Genomic DNA, 24,107 nt, shown 5'->3' with positions numbered 1-24,107 from the left:
CTCAAACGCCAGAGGGCCGGGGTCGAAATAATTAGCGGAACCGCACAAAGCTGCTTATGAGTCTTTCCCAACAGTTTGCGAGTTCACTATCCTACGCATCCAACCCAAACGGACTTTGCCTAGATGCATCTGCGTTCAAGCTTGTTGTGCCTGTGCCTTTTCAGCAGCCTTGGCCAGGCCGCTGTCGACTGTTCTGCCCTGACGGAAAAGCTCTCGGGAACGGTCCCTGAATTTCATCCGTCAGTGCAAGGCAAGGTCATTGGCACCGGGCGCCTGCATTTCCACGAAGCGCCGGATGGGGCTTGCGCCAACAAGAAGATTTTCGTGATACCCGGCGACTCCCTCACTGTTTACGCCAGTCTTGAAGACGAGTCCTGGCTGGAAGTGAACTACATCGCCAAGGATGGCGAGGACTATACCGGTTGGGTAAAGGCAGACCGGGTGGAGATTGGCGAACCTTATGGAGCTCCACCGGATACCGATGATGCGCCAGAGGCTGATGCACAATAATCGGTCTGGTTGCTGTCGACCAATCAGTCAGCCGATTGGCTCTACTCGGCGGTTGTTCCACCTCGTTCAAATTCACCGCTGCTTTGGGCTGGCGGCTTTCAGGAGATCTGCATTTGATTGGATATCGGTTCGAGCGCACCGCGCGGGGTGACTTGCACATCCACTCGCTCAACCGGGTGCAGAGCGTATTCGTGTTGTTTACCAGTGCGCTGGCCTTGATCTTTCCCGTTGGAGCCGTGCTGGCGATTGCCACTGCAGACTCGTCGCTGGTGGGCCTGGACCCACTGACCTTGCTGTTGATGGTGCTCGGGCTGCTGTTGATTCCTGCCCTGGGCCTGGCGCTGCTGGTCTACACCGGCACCCGCGAAACCCTGCTGCTGTCGCGCGTCGACGCTGAAGGCAAGCGTCGCACCCGAAACTTTTTTGGACGCCGTGAGCGGGTGCGATCGGTGTTCAGGATCGACGCCGTCAAATACCTCGAACTTCGCCGCCACCCGGAGGCCGAGCCAGCCCGCACCCAGCTATGGCTGGTGCTGCGCGATGGCACCGAACACCGCCTGACGAGCGACAACGTTCCGGTAGTGCCGGGAAGCAAACGCACTGACCTGTGGCTGCGTGAGCTGGCCGACTACCTGCAAGTGACAGTGCCCAACGAGGTCATGATCGGTTCGACGGCCGTTGCGAAGGCAGCCTACCGGCCTGCTCCAACCCCGGCGAAGATCGCCAGGCAGCGCAAAGCAAAGGCGCCGACGCCTGCGGCTGAGACGACTGAGCAATTAGGCACTCCCGTCCGCGCCTTGCTCGCCCTGCTTGGCGCCTTCCTGGCTGTGTATGAGCTGACCCGCATCATCACGTTGGTGCCTTCGCTGTTTACCGGACGGCTGCGCATTGGCATCAGTCGCCCAACGACCTTCTACTGGGCCGAGGAGCCGATGACCTTTTCCTTTCACATGCTTATCGGCGTCGCCGAGCTGCTGGTCATCGGGGTCATCGCCTGGGGTTGTTTGCGCGTGGCGATCGAGGGGCGGATGAAGTCCAATCCTTGAGGACGGTTGCTCCCGCTCGGTTGCACAGCGGCGCAAAATTCTTGGGGCCGCTACGCGACCCAGCGGGAGCAAGCTCCCTCGCCACGGGGGGCTGGGTTGGATTGGTTATTTCTGAGCGCCAGAAAAACCTGTGGGAGCGAGCCTGCTCGCGAAAGCGGTCCTACACTGCTGACCACCGCCATCGCGAGCAGGGCTAACGGTCCGCGCTATTCATCAACAAGCCGAAAACCGAATTCCCGCCGTAACACCGCCACGACCTGCTCAACAGATGGCCCCTGTATCGGCGGAGGATCAGGACGCTCGCAAAATTCCCGCCAGACAAAGAGCGTCAATTCCGCACCATCGGTCTGAGACAAACTGCTGTCGATCGAGCCGAAAGTCTGCAGCAGCCGGTACCTGTCGTCGTCCCAGAACAGCGCTTCGACCCAGTGATAAACCGGAATGAAATGGAAGTGGATGGAGTAACCAGCGTCATGACCAAAACGGCCGATGTACAGTCGTCTTGGTTGCAGGCAGGTTTCGATGGCGTGCTGGATTCGCGCTTGTAATACACCCAACTCCGCCAGCGCTTCAGCCGACAGCGATGCCAAGGCGTTCGTCATCTGCTTTGCACTGAGCATCAGGTAGCCGGGCAGTGCACTGTCCATGCGATGGTTGATAACCCAGTAGTCGGATTCATAAACGACAAAGCGAGGCGATATTTCCATCGGATGACCTTGATGAAGTTGGGGACGGCGGATCAAGGCAACTTACAACCGGCCTCCACTGGACGCAGGCGTTCCCGCCAGAAAATCCGCTATCAACGATACGACCTCCTGTTGAATCACCCCACGATCACGCCCGTTTTCGCCGTCCCGGCAAATGATGCCATCGCCGGGCACTTCTTCTTCGAGCATTGCCTGCGCGTCAGGTTTGCAAATCGACATGAAACTGAAATGGCTGGCGTCGCTGATTTCCACATAACGGCTGGATGCCGGCGGCAGGCGCCTGGCGAGGTCGGCGGACTCCAGCTCGGCGGGAAGTTCGCGCGAGGGCACGCCGGCAGCAATCACCAGGGCGGGCACCGGCAGCGCGGAGAGGCTTCCATCGGTCAGGCCTCGCGACAGGCCGAGATCCAAAGTGATCACGGCCGTGACGCGTTTGTCGCGCCAGTCGGCGGCCAGCGCGGCTTTCGAGTCCGGACTACTCGCCGGATTCATCTGTCCATAGACGGTGCAGCTGGCTAGCTGCGGATGGGTTTTGCAATCGTCGGCGAAGCGGTCCGGATCAAAACGGGCGCCGGCCATTTCCAGGGAGGTCCAGCCACCGAGTGAATGGCCCACGACTGCGACGCGATGATTGGCGACCTGGCCGAATTTTTCCGGTTGAGTCGTGACCTCATCGATGGCTCGGCTCAGATCAACGGACCGCTGCCATAACTGCGCCGCCGCTTGCGGACTGCGGTCATGGGTCGTGGTGCCAGGATGATTGACGGCCGCGACGATGTACCCCTTACGGGCCAAGGCACTGGCAAGCCAGACCTGATTGCTCCAGTTGCCCCTGTATCCATAAGAAAGCACCACCAGGGGATGCTCACCGGCAGACGGCGGCGCGTCACGAACGGCAGATGCACCGACAAATACCGCGTTATCGGCGATCAGTTGCGGGGTTGCGGCAGTTGCTCCGGGATACCAGATGACCATTTCCAACGGCCGGTCATCCTGCGGATTCGACACCGTTGAAGAGCGAAATCCGACAGGGTTTTCGTCAGCGAATACGGAGGTGGCCAGGCAAACCAGAAACAGAGCCGCAAAAGCATTGTTCAATGTCGTCTTCCTTGATCGGACAAACAGTTGAGTTGCGCGGGGCATTAAAGCCTAATTCCGTACCGCCGTGCCTGACTTTCACTTTCAAACAAACTCAGCCCACCACTCAGCCTCTCCACGGCGCAATAACGCCCTCGACCAAGGCAAAAGCCCGGCTCACGAAACCATTGAAGCGCGCCGCATCACGTCGTATTCCGGCCTGCTGCCCGCCAATCAGGCACAAATGGGCCATCTGCCCGATGACCTCCGCCTGACCGGGCGCCGGGGCCAAACGTCGGCACGCCTGTATCGCAAAGGCCAATCGTCTTGCGTCGACACGCTGCTGGAACTCGGCAACCAACGGATCATGCAGCGACCAGGCACGGATGGACACTTCCCGCCCAGGTTGTTTCTGCGCGGCGATTTCCAGGTAGCGCAGCAACGTCTCTCGCGCGCTCCGACCTTGGCCCGCATAAGCAAGCATGCGCCCCGTGTAGTCCTCTTCCCAGGCAGCCAGCAAAGCGCGGACAAAGTCTTCGCGATTGCGAAAATGGTGATAGAACGAGCCACGGGTCACATTCAATCGACGCGCCAGGCTTTCGGCCGAGACGCCTGCGTGGCCTGCCTGGTCGAGGGCCTCGAAGCCTGCCGCGATCCAACGGTGACGAGTCAGTTTTTCCATGGTTACTTCGCTCCCTCTCAATGCACCGTACAGACTGTGTAGGGTGCCAAACCGATCGATACGCTGCGAACACCTGCATAGAAGGCCGTTGCGTTTTGCACGCCAGCATTTTCATGGAGTTCGCCTTGAAGCAAATCGCCCTGATCGCTTTCGACCAGTTCACCGACATCGACCTGTTCCTGATGTGGGACATCTTAGGCCGCAATACGCAAGACTGGCACGTAAGAATTCTGGCCTCCAGCCCTGTCGTGACATCGGCGCACGGCTTGGCGGTTTCGGTGCACGGCCCGCTGTGCGAGGCCAATGGCGCGGACGCGGTGTTGTTCGTCAGTGGCAAACAAGGCATACCTGCCGCGCTTGCAGCTGCGGACTTCCTACCGTCGTTTGCACTCGATGCCCGACGCCAGCGAATCGGCTCGATCTGCGCCGGGGTCTTTATTCTCCAGCGGCTTGGGCTGCTGCCCGACGGCCGGGCAACCACCCACCCGGAGGCTCGATCATGCCTGCTGGCCCTGGGAATCGAGCCCGTGGATCAGCCGCTGGTCTGCCACGGGAATGTCGCCACGGCAGGCGGATGCCTTGCCGCGCTTTACCTGGTGGGATGGCTGGTTGAATCCTGGTTCGATGTCGAGAAGCGCCGCGCAACCCTGCTCCCCGTCCTGCCGGCCGGGCAGCAAGCGCTCTACGATATCCTGATCGGGCTCAGCATCCGACAAGGTCAGATCCAGAGAATTGGGTCCAGGCCAGGCGCTTAAACAGCAATCTCAACCGGCCTTGTTCCACTCACCCACCATCGCCTCATAAACCTCCTGGCAAGCGAACTCCGCAGAAACCTGCGCGTCGGCAAACACCTGTTCGCCAGTCGTGGTCAGACAGGCGTAGCCCACGCGCGCATCTCGCGGATCGCTTTGTCGGGAAACCAAGCCTATTTTTTCAAGCGACAGCAGGGACTTGGTCACCGCCGACGCAGTCAGGCCCATGCAATCGGCCAGGTCAGCGCGTCGAAGCCGGGAGTTGTGGGCATGCTTGAGGTGGTAAAGAATCATGAAGTCGCTGAAGCTCAGGCCATGCACGGCGGAAAGCTTGGCATCGACCCGCCGCGCGGCTGAGGTGTAGGCGCGTGACAAGCGGATACAGCGATCAAGCATCGATCCGTTCGCGGTCGGTTCAGTAGGTGAATTTACAGACATTGCAAAACGCTCCAGCGCTAAGGGGAAAGACATCGGATCGACCCGGCTTCCAGTTACCGGGTGAACGTTGATTTGCCTGCACCCAGAGGGCCGAACGGCAACCCGTACCAATTCAGGGCAGCCTACCTTCCAGATACTTGACCACTACAGCATCTAGAAACCAGATCCAAGCGTCAAGCGTCTTTTTCCGCCCGCTCCCGACATGCGTCCCCGAACGCCCGGAAAATCGTCCGATAATCCGCGTTATCCATAACCTCCCACTCCGGATGCCATTGCACCCCCAATGCAAACGCCCGGCTGCCCTCCACCGAAAGGCCCTCCACCAACCCATCCTCGGCCACGGCCTCGACGCGCAAGCCCTGCCCCACCCGCGCGACGCCCTGGCCGTGGACTGAGTTGACCTCGATCACGTCCTTGAGGCCCAGCCGCGCCAACACGCCACCGGGTCGCACCGTCAAGGCGTGGTTGCGGGCGTACTGTTCCTGGACCGGTTCATTGCTCGGCGGTTCATGCTCGGCGCCTGGGCCATCGAGTTGTTGATGGAGCGAGCCGCCAAAGGCGACGTTCATTTCCTGGAAACCGCGGCAGATGCCGAGCACCGGCAGGCCGGCCTCGACGGCGGCGCGCCAGAGCGGCAGCGCCAGGTTGTCGCGGGCCGGGTCGTGCTCGGTGCCCGGCGGGCTCGGGGGGCCGTCGTAGTGGTGGGGTTCGATATTGGACGGCGATCCGGTGAAGAGCAGGCCGTCCAGGCCGGCGATGATGCGGGCCGGATCGAGCAGCGCCGGAAACACCGGCAGGATGACCGGCAACGCGTCGGCGGCGGTGGCCACGGCCTGGGCATATTTGTCGTTGCTGAGCTGGACGGTGTGTGGGCCGATTTTGCCTGAGCAGGCGATGATTCCGATCATGGGTGGACGAGACATGGGATCCCTCTTTTTTCGAGTCTCAGACGTTTAAGAATCCGATTGCCGCGCGGGTCCGGTTGTTCCATTTCGATGACGACCGCCACGGATAGAACCCCAGGGCTGAACGAAGCTCGCGACACGAGGGTCGGAACAGCAATCCCCGACCAAGAAAACTCACCCCATGCCCATACGATCCGCCGCCCTCGTCACGCTGTTCGCCTTGTCTGCCAGCACCCTGGCAGTGACGCAGGAACCGCTACGCCTGGAAGGCCTGAAACGCTGCGGCGACTTGCTGGAAAACCAGCGCCAGGAATGGTGCCTGACCACGCGTGGGCTGGGTGACGCAACACCGCAACTGAAACTGGGCGAGAAAATGATTCCGGCCGGCAGCGTTCAGCGTGACGGGAACAACCTCCGCCTGCGCCTGGACCGCGCCGACTACCAGAGCGGCCCGCTCTGGCTGGAGGACGGCCCGCGGGCCAGCAACGCCGCCTGGCTGACGTTACGCACCAGCCACGTGGTGGCCGCCGGGCCGAACGAAGTGGCGAAGAACATGGACGGCCTGACCACGTATGTGGATCTGGTGAGCGTGCTCATCGAGGAAAGTCACGACGGCCGCCAGGAGGCTGAACGTCTTGCCGCCAAATACGGGGCGAAGGTGGTCGGCAGCATCGCCCCGCTGAACGTTTATCAGCTGCGCCTGCCGGCCAAGGACCTGGTCGAGCGCGATGCGCTGGTGCTGCGTCTGGGCGGCGAGACCAGTGTCGATGCGGTGGTGATAGAGGAGTCCGCTGCCGAAGAGACCGAGCAAGCGCCCGCCCAGCCAGAAGAGCCGAAGAAGCCGGCCAAGGACTCCGATGAATGGGCGGCGAATCGCTTCCTGGATGCGGTGCACTATTACCAGCGGCGCATCCCCGGGCAGCAGGCGCCGATCCGACCGCAGCCGGTGCGCATCGGCCTGATCGAGCGCGACGTGGATTTCGACACGGCGGATTTCGCCGATTACCTCGGCGCCTGCTCGATGCCGCGCACCTGCGTCTATGCCCGCGATGCGGACAAGCCGGACAACCACGGCACGACGGTCGCCGGCATCCTCGCCGCGCGCTGGAACGACGGCGGCAACAGCGGGTTCCTACGGGGCCTGGACAAGGCCAGCGGCGGCTTCGAGGTCATTGTCGAACGCAACTCCGATGCCGGAATCACCGCCAACATCGCCGCCTCGGTGAACCTCGTCGAGGATGGCGTGCGTGTGCTCAACTGGAGCTGGGGCATTCACCGCGTTGGCGCGAAAAACGTCAAGGGTGACGAGGTCGATTCGTTGCTGCGCTCGGGCATTGCCATGAGCGGCTACGAGGAGTTGCTGGAGGAGTTTTTCCTGTGGCTGCGCAAGGAGCATCCCGACGTGGTGGTGGTGAATTCCGCCGGCAACGGCTCGTCATACTCGGGCACTGATGAATACCGCCTGCCCTCCTCGTTCATCACCGAACAATTGCTGGTGGTCGGCGGGCATCAGCGCAGCCAACGTGCCGGGGTTGCGGTCGATGATCCGGCCTACGCAGTCAAGCGCGACTCCTCGAACGTCGACATGCGCGTCGACATCACCGCCGCCGCGTGCACCCATGCCTCGACAGTCAATGCCGGCGAAGACGGCGCGGTGCATTGCGGCACGTCCTACGCCACGCCAATGGTTACCGGCCTGCTGGCGGCGATGCTGTCGATCAATCCGCAGCTTCATCCCGAGCAACTGCGCATGCTCCTGCGCCGCAGCGCCATGACCATCGGCGACAACCACGACTTCGAACAAATGGACGGCGAAGACCTCACCGCGCCTATCCTGCCGTCAGAGCGCAACTACCAGCTCAACGACAAGGACGTCGGTCACTCGGCGCGGCTGGACATGCAAAAGGCCTTGGATCTGTCGGTGCAGAGTCGTGATCGGGTGCGTTGATTCGTAGGGTCACAGGCCCCAAGGCGGGGCCGGGCTGAACTTCGCCTCGATCCACTGTTTGAAAGCGACCACCACGGCACTGGGGAACTTGGCCGATGGCCTGACCAGATAAACCCCGCCGGCGGTGTCCAGGTGCCAATCGGGGAGTACATGCAAGAGCCTGCCGGCGGCGATCTCACGGCTCATCAACCAGTCGCCGGCGCCGAGTATCCCGGCGTCGGCGCAGGCCGCCGCCAGCAGTGATTCACTGTCGTTGGCGGTGAGGTTGCCTTTCGGCGTGACTGTCTGTAGTTCGTTGTTACGATGGAGCCGCCATTGAGGAAAAGACGCCAGGCCGCTGAAGCGCAGGCAGTTATGGCTGGCCAGGTCCTGCGGCGTCCGGGGCATGCCATGTTTTTCGAGATAGGCCGGTGAGGCGCAGAGGATGCGCCGGTGATCGCTCAGTTTCTTGGCGATCAATCGGTTGTCATCCAGTTCGCCAATCCGGATCGCCGCGTCAAAACCTTCATCGATGATGTCGACCAGGCGTTCGCTGTAGTCCGCGATGATCGAAACCTGCGGATATGCCTCGAGAAACCCCGGCAATATCGGGCCGAGCCAACGCCTGCCCATGGCGGCGGGCAATGCCAGTCGCAACGTGCCGCGAACCTCGCTGGCGCCCTCGGCCGCTTGCGCCTGAGCTTCATTCATCAACTCGATGGCCGAGCGCAGGCGCTGCTCCAGCTTGGCCCCGACTTCGGTAATCCGTACCTGCCGGGTGGAACGCTCCACCAGCCTCACACCCAGGCGCTTTTCCATCGCCGCGAGCCGTTTCGAGATGATGGTCGGGTGGCGTTGCAAAAGCCGGCCGGCCGCCACGAATGAGCCCTGCGCGGCCACGGCCAGGAACGCGGCGATTTCGTCGCTGTGCTGGTTATTCAAGACATCAAGATTCATGGTTTCAGGATGATCGCCCCCGATGAACGCCCCGACTCCAGATCGGCATGGGCCGATGCTGCGTCAGCCAGCGCATAGCTTGCCCAGATTCGCGGCTGGATGACAGCCGAATCGATCGCGGCCAGGACATCCTGCGCCCGCGCCTGGTATTCATCGACAGTCGCGGTATGCGCGGCCAATGAAGGACGCGTCAGGAACAGCGAGCCCTTGGCATTGAGTGTCGCCAGTTCCACGGCTGCCGGCGCCCCCGATGAAGCGCCGAACGACACCAGCAGGCCTCGGGGTCGCAGGCTGTCCAGGGAGGCCTGGAAAGAGACCCGCCCGATCGGGTCGTAGACGACGTCGACTTTCTGCCCACCGGTAATACGCGCGACATCCGAAGCCAGGCTGTCGGCGTCGAACACCAGGACCTCATCGCAGCCCAATGCCTTGGCTTTTTCGACGCTGGCTTGCCTGGAGACCACGCCGATCACAAACGCGCCCAAGTGCTTGGCCCACGGCACCATGATCGCCCCCAGCCCGCCTGCCACTCCGTAAAGCAGAAGGGTGCTGCCCGGCCCGACGGGATAGGTGCTTTTCAGCAGGTACTGCGCCGTGATGCCCTTGAACATCAGCGCCGCCGCATCATCGAACGACAGCGCATCGGGAATCCTGACCAGCCGCTGCGCCGGATAAAGCCGGGCCGACGCATACGCGCCTATCGGGCCCGTGGCGTAGGCGACGCGATCGCCCACTTTTACCTGACTGACATCGGCACCCACGGCCGCCACACGTCCTGCTCCTTCAAGCCCGAGGCCGGAAGGCAAGGGAATCGGCACGGCGCCCTTGCGCTGGGTAACGTCGAGAAAATTCACCCCGATCGCTTCCTGCTCGAGCCAGACCTCGCCCGGCCCTGGCGACTGTTCGGGCACTGCTTGCAGCGTCAATACATCGGGGCTGCCGAATTGGTTGAACCGGATCGCAGTTGCCATATTCATTTCTCCCTCGGTTGGAAATCGGCTTCACCAGACGGAGTCAGTGTGAGAAGCGATCCCGAAATGAACAAGACAGGCGGATTGCAGATCATTGCTGCACAACATGCAGCAATGGCGCTTTGCTCCGGCTGCCTACTCTCCTGCAACCGCCTCGCGAACAAATGCCTCATAGCTGCGCAGCGGACGGCTGAGGATGGCCTGCAACCGGTCGACGGCGCCTTCGCTGGTCATGCCGAACTGCTGGATGCCGGCCATCATCAGGCGCATGTCATAAGCCAACCAGGCGGGACCGAACGAAGCCATCTGCGCTTCGAAGGCCGCCACATCGTCACCGCCGTAGGCAATCTCGCGCCCCAGCGCGGCGCTCCAGATCTTCGCCACCGACGCCCCGGTCAGCGCTTGCGGGCCGACCAGATCCAGGGTGATCCGCTCCAGCGGGGCCGAAGCCCTGTCACGGCGCAGCAACTCGGCCACGGCGAGATCGGCGATATCGCGCGCATCGACCATCGAGACGCCCGCCGAGCCGATCGGCATCGGGTACACCGAGTAGTCCTGGATCGTTTGCTGGACCATGCGTTCGTTCTGCATGAAGTAGGCCGGGCGCAGGATCGTTGCGGCGATGCCGTGGCTTTCGATCATGCGTTCAACCGTGTGCTTGCCGGTGAAATGCGGGACGTTGGTGAACCGGTCGGCATGGATCACCGAGAGGTAGACGACGCGCTCGATGCCTGCCTCTTGGGCGAGGTTCAGGGTGATCAGGGCTTGGGTGACCTCATCGGGCGTCACGGCGTTGAGCAGGAACAGCGTACGTACCGACGACAGCGCAGCGCGCAGCGACGGGACATCGGTGAGGTCCGCGACAACTTCCGTGACACCGGCCGCAAAGGCGCGTTTACCCGTTTGGCGCACCAGGGCTTTCACCTCGGCGCCCGTGTCGGCGAGGCCTTGCGTGACGAGTGAACCGATGGTGCCAGTGGCGCCGATGACGAGAATGCTCATGTGAATCTCCAGAGGTGGATGCAAGTGGATGAATCGAACCGCGTTGGAAAAAAGATAAGCCGTTGCATCCGCAAAACGAAGACCACAATATGTAGACGCCATGTCTCAAATCTGGAACAGAGATGAACCTGAATGCACTGATCGATTTCACACTCGTCGCCAGCAGCGAGGGATTGGGAAAGGCAAGCAGAGCAAGCGGCCGGTCCAAGGCGACCTTGTCGCGGCGCATCTCCGAGCTCGAAGAGCAATTGGGTGTGAGGCTGATCGAGCGCAGCGCGCGAGGCCTGAAGCTGACTGAAGCCGGCGAAACACTGCTGGCCCGGGCCGAGGGGCCACTGGCCGAGGTGGCGGAGGCGTTGACGGCCGCGCGTGACGGAGGGTCGACGCCACGAGGACGCCTGCGTGTCGCCTCCCCGGTGCTGTTCTCGCAGTTGGCGATGGGTCGGATCGGTGCCGAGTTTTGTGCGGCCTACCCGCAAGTCACCCTCGAAGTGGTGGCGGAAGATCGGCTGGTGGACCTCGTCGAGGATCAATTCGACGTCGCCATCCGGATCAATCCGAGCCCGGACAGCAGCCTGGTCGGGCGCTGCTTCGCCAAGGACCGGCTGGTGGTCGTAGCCGCCCCAGGCATACCCAGGCCAGAACCCGGCGCGATCCGCCCGGTTCCCGCCATCGTGATGCCGAGCTTCCAGCCCACCCACTGGACGCTCGATGGAGGGGAACTGTTGCTGGAGCCCATCCCCAACCTGCAGTTTTCCTCATTCCTGATGATCCGCGACGCCGCCATCGCCGGCGGTGGTGCTGCGCTCATTCCCCAATCGATCGCGTGGGACCAACTGGCCCGCGGTGAGTTGGTCCAGTGGGGCACTGTCACCGGCGTCGAACCGCAACTCTGGGTCTTGCACACATCCAGGCGCCTGGCGGCGCCAAAGGTCCGCGCCTTCGTCGATTTCCTGTGCGCCAGGTACCCGGACATGTCGTTGGTGCTCAAGGGATAGGCGCAGCCGTTCACAAAAGACGACGCGGGAACCCGAACCCTAGCCACCGCCCCCTTTCGCACTTACGATACGTCACCGCAGCCGCTTCCCAATCGGACAAGCCGAGTAGAAAACATGAATCGCCGTAAAAAAATCAACCAGCTACTCAAGGCCAATGCAAAAAAGGCCAGTGCCAAGCTGGCGCCGAAGAGCAAGGACCGATACATCAGCAAAGCCGACCGACTGAAGCTGGCGGCTGAAGCCGATCCAGAGACGACCGTTTCCGCTGAAAGCTGATGATGACCAAGAACCCCATCGATCCACTGGCGCTTCAGCGCATCACCGCCGCCCACGGCACCCTTGAGGGTGCGTCGTACTTCGACGCGGAAGAAAGCCTGGTCCATGACCTGTTTCCTGATCGCATCGTTTTCCAGACCAACTACCTGGACCACAGCAGTTATGCAGTGGACATCGCCGAAGGCGCGGTCCGGGTGCGCAAGACGCGGCTGGACAATTACCACCGGGGCCACAAGGCCCAAGTGATCGATGACGACATGGACGATGACGATTGGGCCGAACTTGGCAGTCTCTGGCAGCGTTTGCGCCTCGACCTCGACACCCAAGGCAACGGGCCGCCCGTGGATCTGGCCGATACGCTGGCCGACCTGTTCGATGGACTTTTCGAAGAGGCGCAGGCGCAAGCGCTGATCGACAACATGCCGGCCCCTACCGGCGAGTGGGATTGGGCCTGGACGCAAGTGCAATCGGCGCTTTCCGAGGCCGGGCAGCTGGCTGAATTCGAATGGAAGGAATGGTCGTCCTCAGGCGTCTACGCCATCAATGCCCTCGCCCCGTTAAAACAACTGAGCATCGAAATCCCCGCCCCGGACAGCAAGACCGTTGACGCCGTCAACCGCGCCGACGATTGGGAGCGCGCCTTGCTGCAGTACTTCAACGCGCAGCTGGAAACCCACGATTTGAAACTGCTGGCCATCGGCACGCATTTCGATGAATACCAGGCATTTGCCTGCCTGCCCATGAACGGCCTGGGCCTGGTCAATGCGTTGGAAATCCTTGGCAGGCTGGGCATCGTCTATAAATACTAACCCTCTGGTGCGGCGATATTTCGTCGTCGTACAAACGTCCTCGAGCCTCGGATATACCATGAAAAATTGTGTTTACTGCGGAGCCCTTATTCTCGCTGATAACGGTGAGTGCAAACGCTGCTCCGAGGCGATGAGGCAGACAGCCGCCGAAATGCTCCCGCCGAGTTCCGGGACGCCGAGGTGGGTGAAAGTCGTCAAGTGGCTGTTTATCGGGTTGCTGGCAGCGGTGCTGATTGCCGCAGCGGTGATCGCCTGGGTGATCAAATCGTTGGGGCCGATGCCTTCGTTTGGGTGATCACACCTGCAATTTTTACTGCTTCTGTGGCGAGGGAGCTTGCTCCCGCTCGGCGGCGCAGCCGTCGTAATACCGAATCACCCGGTATACCTGCAAAACCGCATCCAGCCCATTGGGGACTGCTACGCAGTCCAGCGGGAGCAAGCTCCCTCGCCACGGCGATCTTGCAGGTATCTGGAGCCCTGAGGTCTCCTGAGATTCCGCAGGTATCCGAAATACCCATAGTTGCTATCAACGCCAGCGCCGTTCTCGTTGCGCTGCGCTCTCTCTAATCTGCCCACCAACGCGATCGATGACGATCCCGGCAGATCAAAACACCCCTTGTGGAGAGAGAAACGATGAACACCTTCAACCGCACCCTGGCTGTCGCAACCCTGGCCCTGGCCACCCTCGGCGCCGAGGCGGCGACGCCCGTACAAGCCGGTGCCCCGGCCTCGGCCGTCGGCAGCGTGGTGCAGTCGTCCAGCTACATCACCACCAAGGATGGCGTGCAGCTCTATTACAAGGATTGGGGCCCGCGCAATGGCCAGGTAATCACCTTCAGCCACGGCTGGCCGCTGGACTCCGACAGCTGGGAAGGCCAGATGATGTTCCTCGCCTCCAAGGGCTACCGCGTGATTGCCCACGACCGTCGCGGTCATGGTCGCTCCAGCCAGCCGTGGGAAGGCAACGACATGGACCACTACGCCGACGACCTGGCGGCGGTCATCGAAGCGCTGGACCTGAAGGACGTGACCTTGGTCGGCTTCTCGACGGGGGGCGGCGAAGTTGCGCGTTACATCGGTCGCCACGGCACCGGTCGAGTCAAGAAAGCCGTACTGGTGTCCTCGGTGCCGCCGCTGATGCTCAAGACCGACACCAACCCCGGCGGCTTGCCACTCGAAGTCTTCGACGGCCTGCGCAAAGCGTCCCTGGAGAACCGTTCGCAGCTGTACCTGGACATCGCTTCCGGCCCGTTCTATGGCTACAACCGCAAGGGTGCCAAGCCATCCCAAGGCTTGATCCAGTCGTTCTGGGCGCAGGGCATGCAAGGCGGGAGCAAGAACACCTATGACTCGATCGCGGCGTTCTCGGCGACCGACTTTCGCGGCGACTTGAAAAAATTCGACGTGCCGACGCTGGTGATCCACGGTGACGACGACCAGATCGTGCCCATCGATGCCTCAGGCCGGGCTTCGGCGGCGCTGATCAAGGGCGCTCGATTGATCGTCTACCCAGGCGCGCCGCACGGCTTGACCGAGACGCACAAGGATCGCCTGAACCAGGACCTGCTGACTTTCCTCAAGGAATAACCCCCGGATAGTTGTGTGAAATACCCTGTGGGAGCGAGCCTGCTCGCGAAGGCAGCAGCAGATCCAACACCTCTGCAACCTGTGCCACCGCTTTCGCGAGCAGGCTCGCTCCCACATTCATCCACTCAATCATTAATTTGTGCTCAAAGCCCTTCTCCGGAAGGGCTTTCGCGTTGGAGCGCCGCTTCCACCGCCGCCTTGTCGATGACCGACCACACGCGAACGATTTTGCCGCCATCGAAGGTGTAGAACACATTCTCGGAAAAGCGAATCCGCCGGCCATCGGTCTCAAGCCCGAGAAACCGGCCGCGCGGCGAGCAATCGAACAGCAGCCGGGCCGCGACATTCGGCGGTTCGACCATCAGCAGATCGATAATAAAACGCAAGTCCACAATGGTCCTTACGTCGTTTTCCAGCATCGCCCGATAGCCCGCCAACCCCACCGGTTCGCCGTTGTATTGCACGCTATCGTCGACAAAGTCGCCCAGCTCCTGCCAGCGACGGTCATTCAGGCAGTCGATGTAATTGCGGTATTGCTCGGCCAGGTCCATTTCCAGTTCCTCGGTTCCCAAGGCGTATTTGGGCTGACCACAGAGGATGGGCAAGGTTCTGGGCCGCCATCGCGAGCAAGCTCGCTCCCACATTGGATTCGGGACGGCCTTCGATCCTATGTCCACCGCCAAGCCCCTGTGGGAGCGAGCCTGCTCGCGATGGCGTAACACCGGTGAGCAAACAAGCCCTGTCCAACCTTCACGCTGCACTATGACTGCCTGGTCCAGTCATTGAGGGAAATCAAATGACACTGAATTCGTCGAAGCAGCCCTTGGATTGTCCCATCCGGCCCCAGAGAATGATCGCCCAAATTCGGCAGGGCTCATCAATGCGGCAAATCAGCATCAACGGAAAACCACTCAGGGGCCTCCACCGTCGCCTTCGCTCGATCGAGCGCTGGGCATCGGGCTTTGAAGGCAATTTTTATCCGAGGCCGGAAGACAGGCGCTATGCAAACTGGAAGATTCCGGTCCACGAACTCCTCGTCGAAGGCGATCGAGCCAGGATCGAAGCCCAAGCCTTTTGTATCCAGCAACTGCTTGAAGCTGCAACACATCTGTCCAGTGCCGCAGACCGTTCACATGGCTACTACCGAGTCGCGTGCCTGCTGACATGGCCATGGGTGTTTGAAAGCGAAGTCACGATTTTCTACGACCAGGACTACTACCTGCGTTTTCTGGGCGAAGCCAACGCGCTCGAACCGCAACGGCTCAGCGACAAGCTCGCCCTGCACGTTCCAACGCACTTCATCGAGCATGGACGTGAGGTCACTCGACCTTACGACGAAAACAAAGTCCAACAGTGGTGCATAGGGGAGCCAGCCTGAGGCTCTGCTTGGCCAGGAGCACCCTACCCCTCAAACCGCCCCGTGCCCTCGCGATCATGTTCATAGCGCCGTGAGAGTGGAAACGCCGGTAACCAGGATTCGCGGCGCACGGTCCAGCTTTCGTAGGTGGGCATCAGTTGGTCGGGCGCATCCAGTGTGCCCAGGTTGACTTCGACCTCGTCGCCGCTGCGGGCGAAGACGGACGAGCCGCAGTGGGGGCAGAAAAAACGTCCGGCGTAATCCCGGGTTTCACCGCTGACGGTCACCGCGTCCCGGGGGAACACGGCGGCGGCGAAAAACAGTGCGCCATGGTGCTTGCGGCAATCCAGGCAGTGGCACAGGCCAACCCGGTATGGGCGCCCTGAAGCTTCAATGCGCACGTTGCCGCACAGGCAACCGCCAGTGAATCGGTCCATCGTCGATCTCCTCTGCATTCGAGAAAATTTTCATGACACAGGCCGATCAATAATAGGCGCATGTTGCGCCATCAGCTCCACCACCCAGTCGATGAATACCCGCAGCTTGGCGCTGATGTGCCGGTTCGGCGGGTAAGCCACGTAAAGCGGCATCGACTCCAGGCGCCAGCCTTCGAACAGCGGCACCAGCGCGCCTTGCGCTTCGTGTGGGCGGGACATGTACTGGGGCAGCCATAACACGCCCAGCCCCGCCAGGCCGGCTGCGAGATAAGCGTTGCCATCGTCGACGGCGAGCGCATGGCGGCCCTTGATATGAAGGTGTTCCTCATCCTTGTGCATGGCATAAGGCAGCGCCTTGCCGGTGCGCGCCCAGAGGAAACCGACGATGCGGTGCGCGGAATCTTCCAGCTCCCGGGGATGCAGGGGGATGCCCTCGCGCGCCAGGTAACTCGGCGCAGCAAACACGCCCAAGGCCAGGTCGCCGACGCGCCGGGCGATCAGTGACTGGTCTTTCAATTCACCGCCGCGCACCACGCAATCGACGTTTTCGTCGAGCATGTTGACGATGCGATCGCTGACGCCCAAGTCGATCTGGATGTCCGGGTAACGCTGATAGAAACCCGGCAATGCCGGCACCAGGATCATCGCGGCCAGCGGACTCGGCACGTCCACCCGCAGCCGTCCACGGGGCAGCGACTGGGCAGTGGACAAGCTGGTTTCGGCGTCGTCCAGGTCGGCCAGCAGGCGAATCGCCCGTTCGTAGAAAACCGCGCCGTCCGCGGTGACATTGACCTTGCGGGTGGTGCGGTTGAGCAGCCTGACGCGCAGCCGCGCCTCCAGCTGCTGCACCAGTTGGGTCACGGTGGTCTTGCTCATGTGCAGGGTCTCGGCGGCCTTGGTGAAACTGCCCGCCTCCACGACACGTACGAACGCCTGCATCGCATTGAAACGATCCATGGGTGCCTCGGATTGTTTGGGTTCTACAAACAGTGATCGCCAAGGTTGCTCGTTTATCGCCCGGACACAAGCCCCTAGAGTGACTTCATCGTTGATTCCCGCCCCTTGCGGCTCATTTGATGGAGACACCCATGACACAGCGCGACGTTGTTTTCCCACCTGGCCGCCAGGCGCTCTACGAGCGCAACCGTTACTCGCCAGCGATTCGTTCCAATGGTTTCCTGTTCGTCTCCGGGCAGGTCGGCAGTACCGAGGACGGTTCACCGGAGCCGCTCCTGGAGGATCAGGTCCGGCGTGCGTTCAACAATCTGAAGGCGATCCTGGCGGCTGCCGATTGCAGCTTTGACGATGTGGTTGACGTGACGGTCTTCATGGTCGATCCGCAGTCGATATTCGAGCGAGTCTGGAGCGTCGTGCCGGAATTCTGGGGCAACGCGCCGCACCCGACGCTGACGGCGGTGGGCGTGACGTGGTTGTATGGTTTCCAGTTCGAAATCAAGGTGATTGCCCGGTTGCCGGAAACCACCGGGAGCTGACTTTGGTGTTACCTCTGCTGCCGCTTTCGCGAGCAGGCTCGCTCCCACAAGGAATGGGGCTGTCGGAAAATCGAAGTCACACCCAAACCCAATGTGGGAGCGAGCCTGCTCGCGAAGGCGGCGACACATTCAACACCTCTGCAAGCCGTGCCGCCGTCAGCCCCTCACCGCCGCCTCAATCGCCGCAATATCTATCCTGGTCATGTTCATCATGGCCTCGAAGGCGCGCCTGGCGGCGGCTTTGTCGGAACTGGTGACCGCTTCGATCAGCACCCGCGGGCTGATCTGCCACGACACGCCCCACTTGTCCTTGCACCATCCGCAGGCGCTCGCCTGGCCGCCGTTGTCGATGATTGCGTTCCACAAGCGGTCGGTTTCGGCCTGGTCATCGGTGGCCACCTGGAAAGAAAACGCTTCGTTGTGCTTGAACATCGCCCCGCCGTTCAAGCCGATACAGGGGATGCCGATCACGGTGAAATCCACGGTGAGCACGTCACCCTCCTGGCCCGCCGGGTAGTCGCCGGGCGCGTGATGGACGGCGTTCACCGCACTGTCGGGAAAGGTAGCCGCGTAGAACTGCGCAGCTTCCTGAGCGGTGCCGTCATACCAGAGACAGATCCTGTTCTTGTTGTTCATCCGGATTCTCCGCAAGGGGCTGGACCGTGAAGTCTAGCAGCCCCTCCAGAGGTGAATGAGCAGACCTCAGGTAAACAGATCGACGCCCAGCTGGAACGCGACCCACAACGCCAGGCCAGTGGCAAACACCAGCGCGATGTTCTCGAACAGGTTGTTGCGGTATTCCTTGCTCAGCAGCGACTTCTGGTTGGACATGATCAACAGGCCCAGGGAGATCACCGGCAGGCCAATGATGTTCAGGGCGTTGACACCGATGGTCAGGGTCACGAAGTCCGGCATGCCGGGCAGCGACCAGATCAGCGGCGTCACCAGGATGAACAGCATGAACCACTTGTGCATCGGGTCACGGTGGAACTCTTTGCCATAGCGCTCACGACGCTCGGGGCGTACGTGCTGGAAGGCGTCGGTGATGAGCATCGGGAACGCCGTGGTCTTGCCGGAAATACTGGCGAACAGCGTGGCGAAGACACCGATGAAGAACACATACCAGCCAATCGGGCCAAAGAAGATTTCCAGGGCCTTGCCCAGGTCGCCCAGGGTTTTGACTTCGATGCCGTTGGGCCGCAGGATTTCCGCGCCGACGATCCAGATCGCCAGGTTGATGATGATCCCGACGAACACCGCAAACAGCAGGTCGTTGCGCTGGATGCGCTTGTGCTCAGGACCCACCCAGCCTTTCTGGCGCATCACGTAGGGGTGAACGAAGTTGGCGATGGAACCCGCCACCGCGCCGATCACCGAGACCGCCACCAGCAGCGCACCGTGCACACCTTCATCCGGCGGAATGCTGAAGCCGATGGTGCCTTTGACGATACCGGCGACATCCGGGCCGGACATCACCGCCAGGGCCAGGAACGCCAAAGTCATGATCGCCAGCAGCGCCTTCATCACGCCTTCGATCATCGAATAGATATTGCGCCCGACGAGCATCCACACCGCCAGCACCACCGCCACCGAACAGAGCAGCGGATAATCGGTCTTGAGCAGCATCGCCAAGGCCTCGCCGGCACCCTTGATCATGTAGGCATTCATCAGGTGCCCCATGAGCAGCGCATACACCAGCATGAACCAGGCAAAAAACGGATTGAGTTGCGCGTAGCCCTGCAGGATGGTCATGCCCTGGTTATTGCAAAGCTGGAAGCGCGCGATGATGTTGACGATCAGGTAGCGCAGCAGCAGAGATACCGCCAGCACCCACATCATGGCGTAGCCGTAGTTGGCCCCGGCCACGGAAGAAGTGATGAGGTCGCCTGCGCCCAGCCAGGAAAGTACCGCGATGATGCCCGGGCCTAGAAGCTTCAACAGTCGTACGAAGCGGCTTTGCGCGGGGGCTGCAGCCTGCCCTTCGACGGAAGGTATGCTCGACATGGATGGAGTCTCCGTTGTTTTTTTTGTGAGAAACGGACACAGTCGACCATATTTCGTACGACATCGTACAACTCTAATTTTTCGAGAGTATGTAAAAATGTTTCGTCACTGCTCGGGCGGCAAACAGCCATTATTGAGCCCGCTGTCAGTGGCCCTCCCCTCGTTCGCCGTTATTGATCATCCACCGAATCATGCTCGCCAGTGGCACACGATAGTGCTGGCTAGCGCACAAGCCCGCTTGCTCGGGGTCGTACCATTCGACGTAGCGGCTGAGCAGCACATGCCGGCCATCCTCGGCGAGCCGCAACTCGACTTCGCGGCAATGCAACGCACCCTGGTCGAGTGTCTTCACCCGACGATGCAGGACCAACGCCTGGCTATTCATCCTCGGCACCCTGTTCCTGACATTGCGGGCTGTCCTGGACCGCACCCAGTTTCCCGTCGGCGACAAAATCGGCGCGCCGTTGCGCGACCGCGTCTCGCAGCGCCACGTAATAATCGGCCTGGGTCTGCAATTTGTCGGTGAGCGGCAGCGCCTCGGCGCGGCCATCGACGACACCGCCCACGGTCTTGATCGTGCCCAGGGTTTCGACGGTATCGCTGTTGCTGCCGAACGGGTCCACCGCGAAGCTCACCACCTTGCCGGTCGCGTCCCTCAGGTTGCCAGTGCCGAACAGTGGCAGCTCGACGATCGGCCCCGGAGCGATATTCCAGACGCCGAATGTCTGGCCGAAATCGGATTCGTGACGCGCAATGCCCATCTTGCCCGACACGTCGATCAGCCCGACGATGCCCACCGTGGTGTTGATGACGAAACGGCCCAGGGTGGTGACCGAGCGCTCGCCGTTGCCTTGCAGCAAATCGTTGATGAAGACCTTGGGCTCGCCGAAGTTGGTGACGAAGTTGTGCACGCCGCTCTGGAACATCTCAGGCAATTTGCGATAACCACGGGCGATGGGGGCCAGGGCATAGTCGTCCACGGTACGGTTGAAGGCGAAGATGCCGCGGTTCACCGGTTCCGCCGGATCATGCACGGCATAGGGCATATTCTCGCAGCTGCCCGGTGTCGCGGGCGGCGTGCTGCTGCAACCGCTGGCAAACGCCGCCAGCGCAACGACGACGGTGGATCGAACAAGCAGCGCGGGTCTGGCGATCGGCATACAGAATTATCTCGGCGAGGAATAAGGGCTGCCTGCCAGTTGAAAGCCGAACACCCAACCCGTGGCGAGGGAGCTTGCTCCCGCTGGGTCGCGAAGCGGCCCCCAAAAATCCATGAGCGCTTCGCACTCAAGCGGGAGCAAGCTCCCTCGCCACAGGGTTCAGTGCACAGCTTCACTGGCTGACATCGAGGCAATCCTGCCGCGGTTTTCTTGCCCGAAGATTTCCGCAATGTTGCGTGCCGGTCGCTTTGTTTCCGGATTGAAATATATGACGCAAGCGGCGGATTGACCCTAGTATCGCCTCCTGTATCCATTGCCCGACGTGACCCCTGTGAGCCACCTACTCCTGGTGGACGACGACCTCGAAGTCCTCGCCCTCCTGCGCAAATTCCTCGAACAACATGGCTACAGCGTCGAAGTGGCCGCCGACGGCGCGGCGCTGTGGCAGGCGGTCGAGCGGCGGATGCCCGACCTGATCATCCTCGACGTCATGCTGCCGGGCGACAACGGACTGGTGCTCTGCCAGCGGCTGCGGGCCGAACACCGGGTCGGGATCATCATGCTCACCGCCATGGGCGAACTGAGCGACCGCGTCGTCGGCCTGGAAATGGGCGCCGACGATTACCTGACCAAACCCTTCGACGCCCGCGAGCTGCTGGCCCGGGTCCGCGCCGTCCTGCGGCGTACCGGCGAAGCCAGGGACAGCCTGGGCGATATCTCCCGACCCGTGCTGGAATTCGAGGGCTGGCAGCTGGACGTCACCCGTCGCGAGTTGCGCTCCCCCGACAAGGTCATGATTCCGCTGTCCACCGGCGAGTTCGAACTGCTGCTGGTCTTCGCCGAACATCCGCGCCGCGTCCTCACCCGCCAGCAACTGCTGGACCTCGCCCGTGGCGAAACCTTCGACGCATTCGACCGCAGCATCGACGTCCAAGTCAGCCGCCTGCGGCGCAAACTAGAGACCGACGTCACGGGCCCGTCGATGATCCGTACCATCCGCAACAGCGGCTACCTGTTCAGTCCTCACGTGGTGAAGCGATGACCGCCAACCCCTCGAAGATGCCTCGCCCCAGGGACACCGTAGCGCGCTGGATTGCCCTGACCACCATGGTTTCGATGCTGACGCTGCTGGCCCTCAACGAACTGTTCAGCCTGGTGGCCGGTGCGTGGGCGCGCCCTCCCCTGATGGAAACCGGTCTGATGGACAAGGCCGCGGCGATCACCCGAATCATCGACTCGGCCGATCCCGGTCAGCGGCACGCCATTGCCCGGGTCGCCAGCGACCCGGGGATCAGCGTGCAGTGGCTGCAGCGCTATGAGGAGGCGCATCTGCCGGTGATCGGGGATCCGGAGTTCAGCGAAGGCTCGGCGTTCCTGCACCAGCAATTGAACAGGCCCGACGCCCGGATCGAGGCCTACGAGCCCAACGACTGGCCGGCCGCTGACGACCCGGGCAGACGCTACGCGGTGATCATCGAGCTGTCTGACCACACCTGGGTCATCTTCTCCGTGGGCTCGCGCAGTTGGGGGCTGGGGGAATGGCAGCGCAACCTGATCATCATCGCGTTGATCCTGCTGTCGACCTTCATCGTCGCCCTGATTGCCACGCGGCACCTGGCAACCCCGCTGGAGCGTTTCGCCGAGGGTGCCCGGCGCTTCGGCGTGGACTTCCGGGCGCCGCCGATCCCGGTCGTCGGCCCCTTCGAGATCCGCCAGGCAATCCTGGCGTTCAATGCCATGCAGGCCCAGCTCAAACATTTCGTCCAGGACCGCACGCAAATGCTCGCGGCCATCTCTCATGACCTGCGGGCGCCGTTGACCCGCATGCGCCTGCGCGGCGAATTCATCGAGGATGCCGAACAGCAATCGCGGTTGTTCCGGGACGTCGACGAGATGCAGGCGATGGTCAACGCCGCGCTGGAATTCTTCCGCGACGAAGCGCGCCTCGAACACGCCACCGCGTTCGACCTGGCGGAGCTGCTGCACACCATCGTCGATGATTTCAGGGACGGCGGCATCGAAGTGTCTTTCGAGGGCGCCCAGCGGCTGGTCTACGTGGGCCGCCCCATCGGGATCAAGCGTGCGCTGACCAACCTGATCGACAACGCGGTCAAATACGCCAGCGAACCGGGTGTTCAACTCAAGACCTTCATTGATCGCATCGAAATCCGCATCCAGGATCGCGGTCCGGGCATTGCGCCCGAATACCATGAGCAGGTCTTCGCACCGTTCTTTCGCATCGAGGGTTCACGCAACAAAAATACCGGCGGCGTCGGCCTGGGCCTGTCGGCGGCTCGGGCGACGGTGCTGGAGCACGGCGGCACACTGACGCTGAGGAACCGCCGGGGCGGCGGCTTGGAGGTCAGGGTCTCGCTCCCGCTCAATTGACCCTGGCAAGGCTCGCCCGGGAACAATCTCCTAAACATCACGCGCCTTCCCCGGTAGGATGTCCGGCCTTTTGACCCGGACCCAGCCGCCTGGAATTGCCCGATGATCCTGATCGTTTATGCCCATCCCTACCCCGACCAGTCGCGGGTCAACCAGCAGATGCTCAAGCGCGCCGGCGCCAATCCGGACGTGGCCATACGCTCGCTCTACGATCTCTACCCGGATTTCGACATCGACGTCGAGGCGGAACAGCGCGCCGTCGAACAGGCACAGCTGGTCGTCCTGCAGCACCCGATGTACTGGTACAGCATGCCGCCCCTGCTCAAATTGTGGATCGACAAAGTCTTCACCCATGGCTGGGCGTACGGCAAAGGCGCCACGGCCCTGAACGGCAAAAGCCTGCTGTGGGCCGTCACCACGGGTGGCGAACACGATCATTTCCAGATGGGCGCCTACCCCGGCTTTGCCGTGCTGGCGCAGCCGCTCCAGGCCACGGCGCTCTACTGTCATATGCGCTGGCTGGAACCGCTGGTCGTGCATGGTGCGTTTGCCGGCGACGCCGAGGCCCAACGCGAGCAAATCGAACACTATGGCGAACGCCTGGCCGCCTGGAAGGAAGATTGA

28 protein-coding genes are annotated in these 24,107 nt (G+C 61.9%); 13 read left to right on the top strand and 15 right to left on the bottom strand.

The features are described from left to right. The first annotated feature begins 123 nt into the window (after nucleotides 1-123). Together M1E16_RS10230 and M1E16_RS10225 are read left to right on the top strand one after the other, a co-directional pair. Complete coding sequence (locus M1E16_RS10230) at nucleotides 124-510, top strand: hypothetical protein (RefSeq protein ID WP_458129806.1); 387 nt, start codon at nucleotides 124-126, stop codon at nucleotides 508-510. A 113-nt stretch (nucleotides 511-623) separates the two neighbouring features. Next, complete coding sequence (locus M1E16_RS10225; protein WP_458129805.1) at nucleotides 624-1,556, top strand: hypothetical protein; 933 nt, start codon at nucleotides 624-626, stop codon at nucleotides 1,554-1,556. 206 nt (nucleotides 1,557-1,762) lie between these two features. On the opposite strand, the gene M1E16_RS10220 is transcribed toward M1E16_RS10225, so the two are convergent. The 3 genes from M1E16_RS10220 to M1E16_RS10210 form a co-directional block, all read right to left on the bottom strand. Continuing rightward, nucleotides 1,763-2,263 carry an HIT family protein gene (locus M1E16_RS10220; RefSeq protein ID WP_458129804.1) on the bottom strand — a complete coding sequence of 167 codons (501 nt, stop codon included), beginning with the start codon at nucleotides 2,261-2,263 and terminating at the stop codon, nucleotides 1,763-1,765. Nucleotides 2,264-2,305: 42 nt separating this feature from the next. After that, nucleotides 2,306-3,361: an alpha/beta hydrolase family protein gene (locus M1E16_RS10215; protein ID WP_458130305.1), complete on the bottom strand. Its 1,056-nt coding sequence runs from the start codon at nucleotides 3,359-3,361 to the stop codon at nucleotides 2,306-2,308. A 106-nt stretch (nucleotides 3,362-3,467) separates the two neighbouring features. Beyond that, nucleotides 3,468-4,022, bottom strand: a complete 555-nt coding sequence (locus M1E16_RS10210) for a TetR/AcrR family transcriptional regulator (RefSeq protein ID WP_458129803.1) — start codon at nucleotides 4,020-4,022, stop codon at nucleotides 3,468-3,470. Nucleotides 4,023-4,147: 125 nt separating this feature from the next. Between M1E16_RS10210 and M1E16_RS10205 the strand changes: the two genes are divergently transcribed. Beyond that, nucleotides 4,148-4,777, top strand: coding sequence for a DJ-1/PfpI family protein (locus tag M1E16_RS10205; RefSeq protein WP_458129802.1), 630 nt, complete (start codon nucleotides 4,148-4,150; stop codon nucleotides 4,775-4,777). 9 nt (nucleotides 4,778-4,786) lie between these two features. On the opposite strand, the gene M1E16_RS10200 is transcribed toward M1E16_RS10205, so the two are convergent. Both M1E16_RS10200 and M1E16_RS10195 read right to left on the bottom strand, forming a co-directional pair. Next, nucleotides 4,787-5,170 carry a MarR family winged helix-turn-helix transcriptional regulator gene (locus M1E16_RS10200; protein WP_434624571.1) on the bottom strand — a complete coding sequence of 128 codons (384 nt, stop codon included), beginning with the start codon at nucleotides 5,168-5,170 and terminating at the stop codon, nucleotides 4,787-4,789. Nucleotides 5,171-5,385: 215 nt separating this feature from the next. Further along, complete coding sequence (locus tag M1E16_RS10195) at nucleotides 5,386-6,135, bottom strand: gamma-glutamyl-gamma-aminobutyrate hydrolase family protein (protein ID WP_458129801.1); 750 nt, start codon at nucleotides 6,133-6,135, stop codon at nucleotides 5,386-5,388. Between the two features lie 163 nt (nucleotides 6,136-6,298). Between M1E16_RS10195 and M1E16_RS10190 the strand changes: the two genes are divergently transcribed. Next, a complete protein-coding gene (locus M1E16_RS10190) occupies nucleotides 6,299-8,065 on the top strand; it encodes a S8/S53 family peptidase (protein ID WP_458129800.1) in 1,767 nt (588 codons plus the stop codon). A gap of 9 nt (nucleotides 8,066-8,074) precedes the next feature. On the opposite strand, the gene M1E16_RS10185 is transcribed toward M1E16_RS10190, so the two are convergent. The 3 genes from M1E16_RS10185 to M1E16_RS10175 form a co-directional block, all read right to left on the bottom strand. Beyond that, entirely contained in the window at nucleotides 8,075-9,001 is a 927-nt protein-coding gene (locus M1E16_RS10185; protein ID WP_458129799.1) for a LysR family transcriptional regulator, read from the bottom strand. Further along, nucleotides 8,998-9,972, bottom strand: coding sequence for a quinone oxidoreductase family protein (locus M1E16_RS10180; RefSeq protein ID WP_458129798.1), 975 nt, complete (start codon nucleotides 9,970-9,972; stop codon nucleotides 8,998-9,000). The genes M1E16_RS10185 and M1E16_RS10180 overlap by 4 nt, the downstream gene beginning before the upstream one ends. 135 nt (nucleotides 9,973-10,107) lie before the next feature. Further along, nucleotides 10,108-10,974: an NmrA family NAD(P)-binding protein gene (locus M1E16_RS10175; RefSeq protein ID WP_458129797.1), complete on the bottom strand. Its 867-nt coding sequence runs from the start codon at nucleotides 10,972-10,974 to the stop codon at nucleotides 10,108-10,110. Nucleotides 10,975-11,096: 122 nt separating this feature from the next. Between M1E16_RS10175 and M1E16_RS10170 the strand changes: the two genes are divergently transcribed. From M1E16_RS10170 to M1E16_RS10155, 4 genes are all read left to right on the top strand, one after another. After that, entirely contained in the window at nucleotides 11,097-11,972 is an 876-nt protein-coding gene (locus M1E16_RS10170; protein ID WP_434695050.1) for a LysR family transcriptional regulator, read from the top strand. 114 nt (nucleotides 11,973-12,086) lie between these two features. After that, the gene (locus tag M1E16_RS10165; protein ID WP_434624585.1) at nucleotides 12,087-12,248 is read left to right on the top strand and encodes a DUF2986 domain-containing protein; all 162 of its coding nucleotides are present in this window, start codon (nucleotides 12,087-12,089) and stop codon (nucleotides 12,246-12,248) included. Beyond that, nucleotides 12,248-13,057, top strand: a complete 810-nt coding sequence (locus M1E16_RS10160) for a DUF6630 family protein (RefSeq protein WP_458129796.1) — start codon at nucleotides 12,248-12,250, stop codon at nucleotides 13,055-13,057. Before M1E16_RS10165 ends, M1E16_RS10160 begins: the two co-directional genes overlap by 1 nt. A 633-nt stretch (nucleotides 13,058-13,690) precedes the next feature. After that, nucleotides 13,691-14,644, top strand: coding sequence for an alpha/beta fold hydrolase (locus M1E16_RS10155; RefSeq protein ID WP_458129795.1), 954 nt, complete (start codon nucleotides 13,691-13,693; stop codon nucleotides 14,642-14,644). 143 nt (nucleotides 14,645-14,787) lie between these two features. Here M1E16_RS10155 and M1E16_RS10150 read toward each other — a convergent pair whose 3' ends face one another. Then, nucleotides 14,788-15,195 (bottom strand): ester cyclase, encoded by a 408-nt coding sequence (locus M1E16_RS10150; protein WP_458130304.1) that lies wholly within the window; start codon nucleotides 15,193-15,195, stop codon nucleotides 14,788-14,790. A 299-nt stretch (nucleotides 15,196-15,494) separates the two neighbouring features. Here M1E16_RS10150 and M1E16_RS10145 point away from each other — a divergent pair, with 299 nt between their 5' ends. Further along, nucleotides 15,495-16,022: a DUF3916 domain-containing protein gene (locus M1E16_RS10145; protein ID WP_458129794.1), complete on the top strand. Its 528-nt coding sequence runs from the start codon at nucleotides 15,495-15,497 to the stop codon at nucleotides 16,020-16,022. A gap of 23 nt (nucleotides 16,023-16,045) precedes the next feature. On the opposite strand, the gene M1E16_RS10140 is transcribed toward M1E16_RS10145, so the two are convergent. Then, on the bottom strand, nucleotides 16,046-16,438 hold the full coding sequence (locus tag M1E16_RS10140; protein ID WP_434568958.1) for a GFA family protein: 393 nt from the start codon (nucleotides 16,436-16,438) through the stop codon (nucleotides 16,046-16,048). Nucleotides 16,439-16,468: 30 nt separating this feature from the next. Next, nucleotides 16,469-17,395 carry a LysR substrate-binding domain-containing protein gene (locus tag M1E16_RS10135; protein WP_458129793.1) on the bottom strand — a complete coding sequence of 309 codons (927 nt, stop codon included), beginning with the start codon at nucleotides 17,393-17,395 and terminating at the stop codon, nucleotides 16,469-16,471. A 131-nt stretch (nucleotides 17,396-17,526) separates the two neighbouring features. Between M1E16_RS10135 and M1E16_RS10130 the strand changes: the two genes are divergently transcribed. Further along, nucleotides 17,527-17,931 (top strand): RidA family protein, encoded by a 405-nt coding sequence (locus tag M1E16_RS10130; protein ID WP_458129792.1) that lies wholly within the window; start codon nucleotides 17,527-17,529, stop codon nucleotides 17,929-17,931. 156 nt (nucleotides 17,932-18,087) lie between these two features. Here M1E16_RS10130 and M1E16_RS10125 read toward each other — a convergent pair whose 3' ends face one another. From M1E16_RS10125 to M1E16_RS10110, 4 genes are all read right to left on the bottom strand, one after another. After that, nucleotides 18,088-18,567, bottom strand: a complete 480-nt coding sequence (locus M1E16_RS10125) for a VOC family protein (protein WP_458129791.1) — start codon at nucleotides 18,565-18,567, stop codon at nucleotides 18,088-18,090. Between the two features lie 66 nt (nucleotides 18,568-18,633). Then, a complete protein-coding gene (locus tag M1E16_RS10120; protein WP_434603836.1) occupies nucleotides 18,634-19,935 on the bottom strand; it encodes an Nramp family divalent metal transporter in 1,302 nt (433 codons plus the stop codon). A gap of 145 nt (nucleotides 19,936-20,080) precedes the next feature. Next, nucleotides 20,081-20,320, bottom strand: coding sequence for a hypothetical protein (locus M1E16_RS10115; protein ID WP_434568963.1), 240 nt, complete (start codon nucleotides 20,318-20,320; stop codon nucleotides 20,081-20,083). Continuing rightward, nucleotides 20,313-21,095 carry an MlaA family lipoprotein gene (locus tag M1E16_RS10110; protein WP_458129790.1) on the bottom strand — a complete coding sequence of 261 codons (783 nt, stop codon included), beginning with the start codon at nucleotides 21,093-21,095 and terminating at the stop codon, nucleotides 20,313-20,315. Before M1E16_RS10110 ends, M1E16_RS10115 begins: the two co-directional genes overlap by 8 nt. A gap of 331 nt (nucleotides 21,096-21,426) precedes the next feature. Here M1E16_RS10110 and M1E16_RS10105 point away from each other — a divergent pair, with 331 nt between their 5' ends. The 3 genes from M1E16_RS10105 to kefF all read left to right on the top strand — a co-directional run bounded on the left by M1E16_RS10105 (nucleotide 21,427) and on the right by kefF (nucleotide 24,107). After that, nucleotides 21,427-22,137 (top strand): response regulator, encoded by a 711-nt coding sequence (locus M1E16_RS10105; protein WP_458129789.1) that lies wholly within the window; start codon nucleotides 21,427-21,429, stop codon nucleotides 22,135-22,137. Further along, on the top strand, nucleotides 22,134-23,483 hold the full coding sequence (locus tag M1E16_RS10100; protein ID WP_458129788.1) for a sensor histidine kinase: 1,350 nt from the start codon (nucleotides 22,134-22,136) through the stop codon (nucleotides 23,481-23,483). Before M1E16_RS10105 ends, M1E16_RS10100 begins: the two co-directional genes overlap by 4 nt. Before the next feature lie 102 nt (nucleotides 23,484-23,585). After that, entirely contained in the window at nucleotides 23,586-24,107 is a 522-nt protein-coding gene (kefF, locus tag M1E16_RS10095; RefSeq protein WP_458129787.1) for a glutathione-regulated potassium-efflux system oxidoreductase KefF, read from the top strand.

It is taken from the genome of Pseudomonas sp. Z2-11, assembly GCF_054161305.1.
The sequence above is the reverse complement of the archived record's forward strand: the minus strand, read 5'-3'. Positions and strand labels throughout refer to the sequence as shown.

Bases quoted from the DNA above. Each gene is read 5' to 3' on its own strand.
- M1E16_RS10180 (WP_458129798.1), bottom strand. From the start codon at position 9,972: ATGGCAACTGCGATCCGGTTCAACCAATTCGGCAGCCCCGATGTATTG.
- M1E16_RS10135 (WP_458129793.1), bottom strand. From the start codon at position 17,395: ATGGATCGTTTCAATGCGATGCAGGCGTTCGTACGTGTCGTGGAGGCG.
- kefF (WP_458129787.1), top strand. From the start codon at position 23,586: ATGATCCTGATCGTTTATGCCCATCCCTACCCCGACCAGTCGCGGGTC.
- M1E16_RS10175 (WP_458129797.1), bottom strand. From the start codon at position 10,974: ATGAGCATTCTCGTCATCGGCGCCACTGGCACCATCGGTTCACTCGTC.
- M1E16_RS10100 (WP_458129788.1), top strand. From the start codon at position 22,134: ATGACCGCCAACCCCTCGAAGATGCCTCGCCCCAGGGACACCGTAGCG.
- M1E16_RS10120 (WP_434603836.1), bottom strand. From the start codon at position 19,935: ATGTCGAGCATACCTTCCGTCGAAGGGCAGGCTGCAGCCCCCGCGCAA.
- M1E16_RS10220 (WP_458129804.1), bottom strand. From the start codon at position 2,263: ATGGAAATATCGCCTCGCTTTGTCGTTTATGAATCCGACTACTGGGTT.
- M1E16_RS10110 (WP_458129790.1), bottom strand. From the start codon at position 21,095: ATGCCGATCGCCAGACCCGCGCTGCTTGTTCGATCCACCGTCGTCGTT.
- M1E16_RS10195 (WP_458129801.1), bottom strand. From the start codon at position 6,135: ATGTCTCGTCCACCCATGATCGGAATCATCGCCTGCTCAGGCAAAATC.
- M1E16_RS10230 (WP_458129806.1), top strand. From the start codon at position 124: ATGCATCTGCGTTCAAGCTTGTTGTGCCTGTGCCTTTTCAGCAGCCTT.
- M1E16_RS10200 (WP_434624571.1), bottom strand. From the start codon at position 5,170: ATGCTTGATCGCTGTATCCGCTTGTCACGCGCCTACACCTCAGCCGCG.
- M1E16_RS10115 (WP_434568963.1), bottom strand. From the start codon at position 20,320: ATGAATAGCCAGGCGTTGGTCCTGCATCGTCGGGTGAAGACACTCGAC.
- M1E16_RS10150 (WP_458130304.1), bottom strand. From the start codon at position 15,195: ATGGACCTGGCCGAGCAATACCGCAATTACATCGACTGCCTGAATGAC.
- M1E16_RS10160 (WP_458129796.1), top strand. From the start codon at position 12,248: ATGATGACCAAGAACCCCATCGATCCACTGGCGCTTCAGCGCATCACC.
- M1E16_RS10125 (WP_458129791.1), bottom strand. From the start codon at position 18,567: ATGAACAACAAGAACAGGATCTGTCTCTGGTATGACGGCACCGCTCAG.
- M1E16_RS10210 (WP_458129803.1), bottom strand. From the start codon at position 4,022: ATGGAAAAACTGACTCGTCACCGTTGGATCGCGGCAGGCTTCGAGGCC.
- M1E16_RS10170 (WP_434695050.1), top strand. From the start codon at position 11,097: ATGAACCTGAATGCACTGATCGATTTCACACTCGTCGCCAGCAGCGAG.
- M1E16_RS10155 (WP_458129795.1), top strand. From the start codon at position 13,691: ATGAACACCTTCAACCGCACCCTGGCTGTCGCAACCCTGGCCCTGGCC.
- M1E16_RS10165 (WP_434624585.1), top strand. From the start codon at position 12,087: ATGAATCGCCGTAAAAAAATCAACCAGCTACTCAAGGCCAATGCAAAA.
- M1E16_RS10190 (WP_458129800.1), top strand. From the start codon at position 6,299: ATGCCCATACGATCCGCCGCCCTCGTCACGCTGTTCGCCTTGTCTGCC.
- M1E16_RS10130 (WP_458129792.1), top strand. From the start codon at position 17,527: ATGACACAGCGCGACGTTGTTTTCCCACCTGGCCGCCAGGCGCTCTAC.
- M1E16_RS10145 (WP_458129794.1), top strand. From the start codon at position 15,495: ATGATCGCCCAAATTCGGCAGGGCTCATCAATGCGGCAAATCAGCATC.
- M1E16_RS10140 (WP_434568958.1), bottom strand. From the start codon at position 16,438: ATGGACCGATTCACTGGCGGTTGCCTGTGCGGCAACGTGCGCATTGAA.
- M1E16_RS10185 (WP_458129799.1), bottom strand. From the start codon at position 9,001: ATGAATCTTGATGTCTTGAATAACCAGCACAGCGACGAAATCGCCGCG.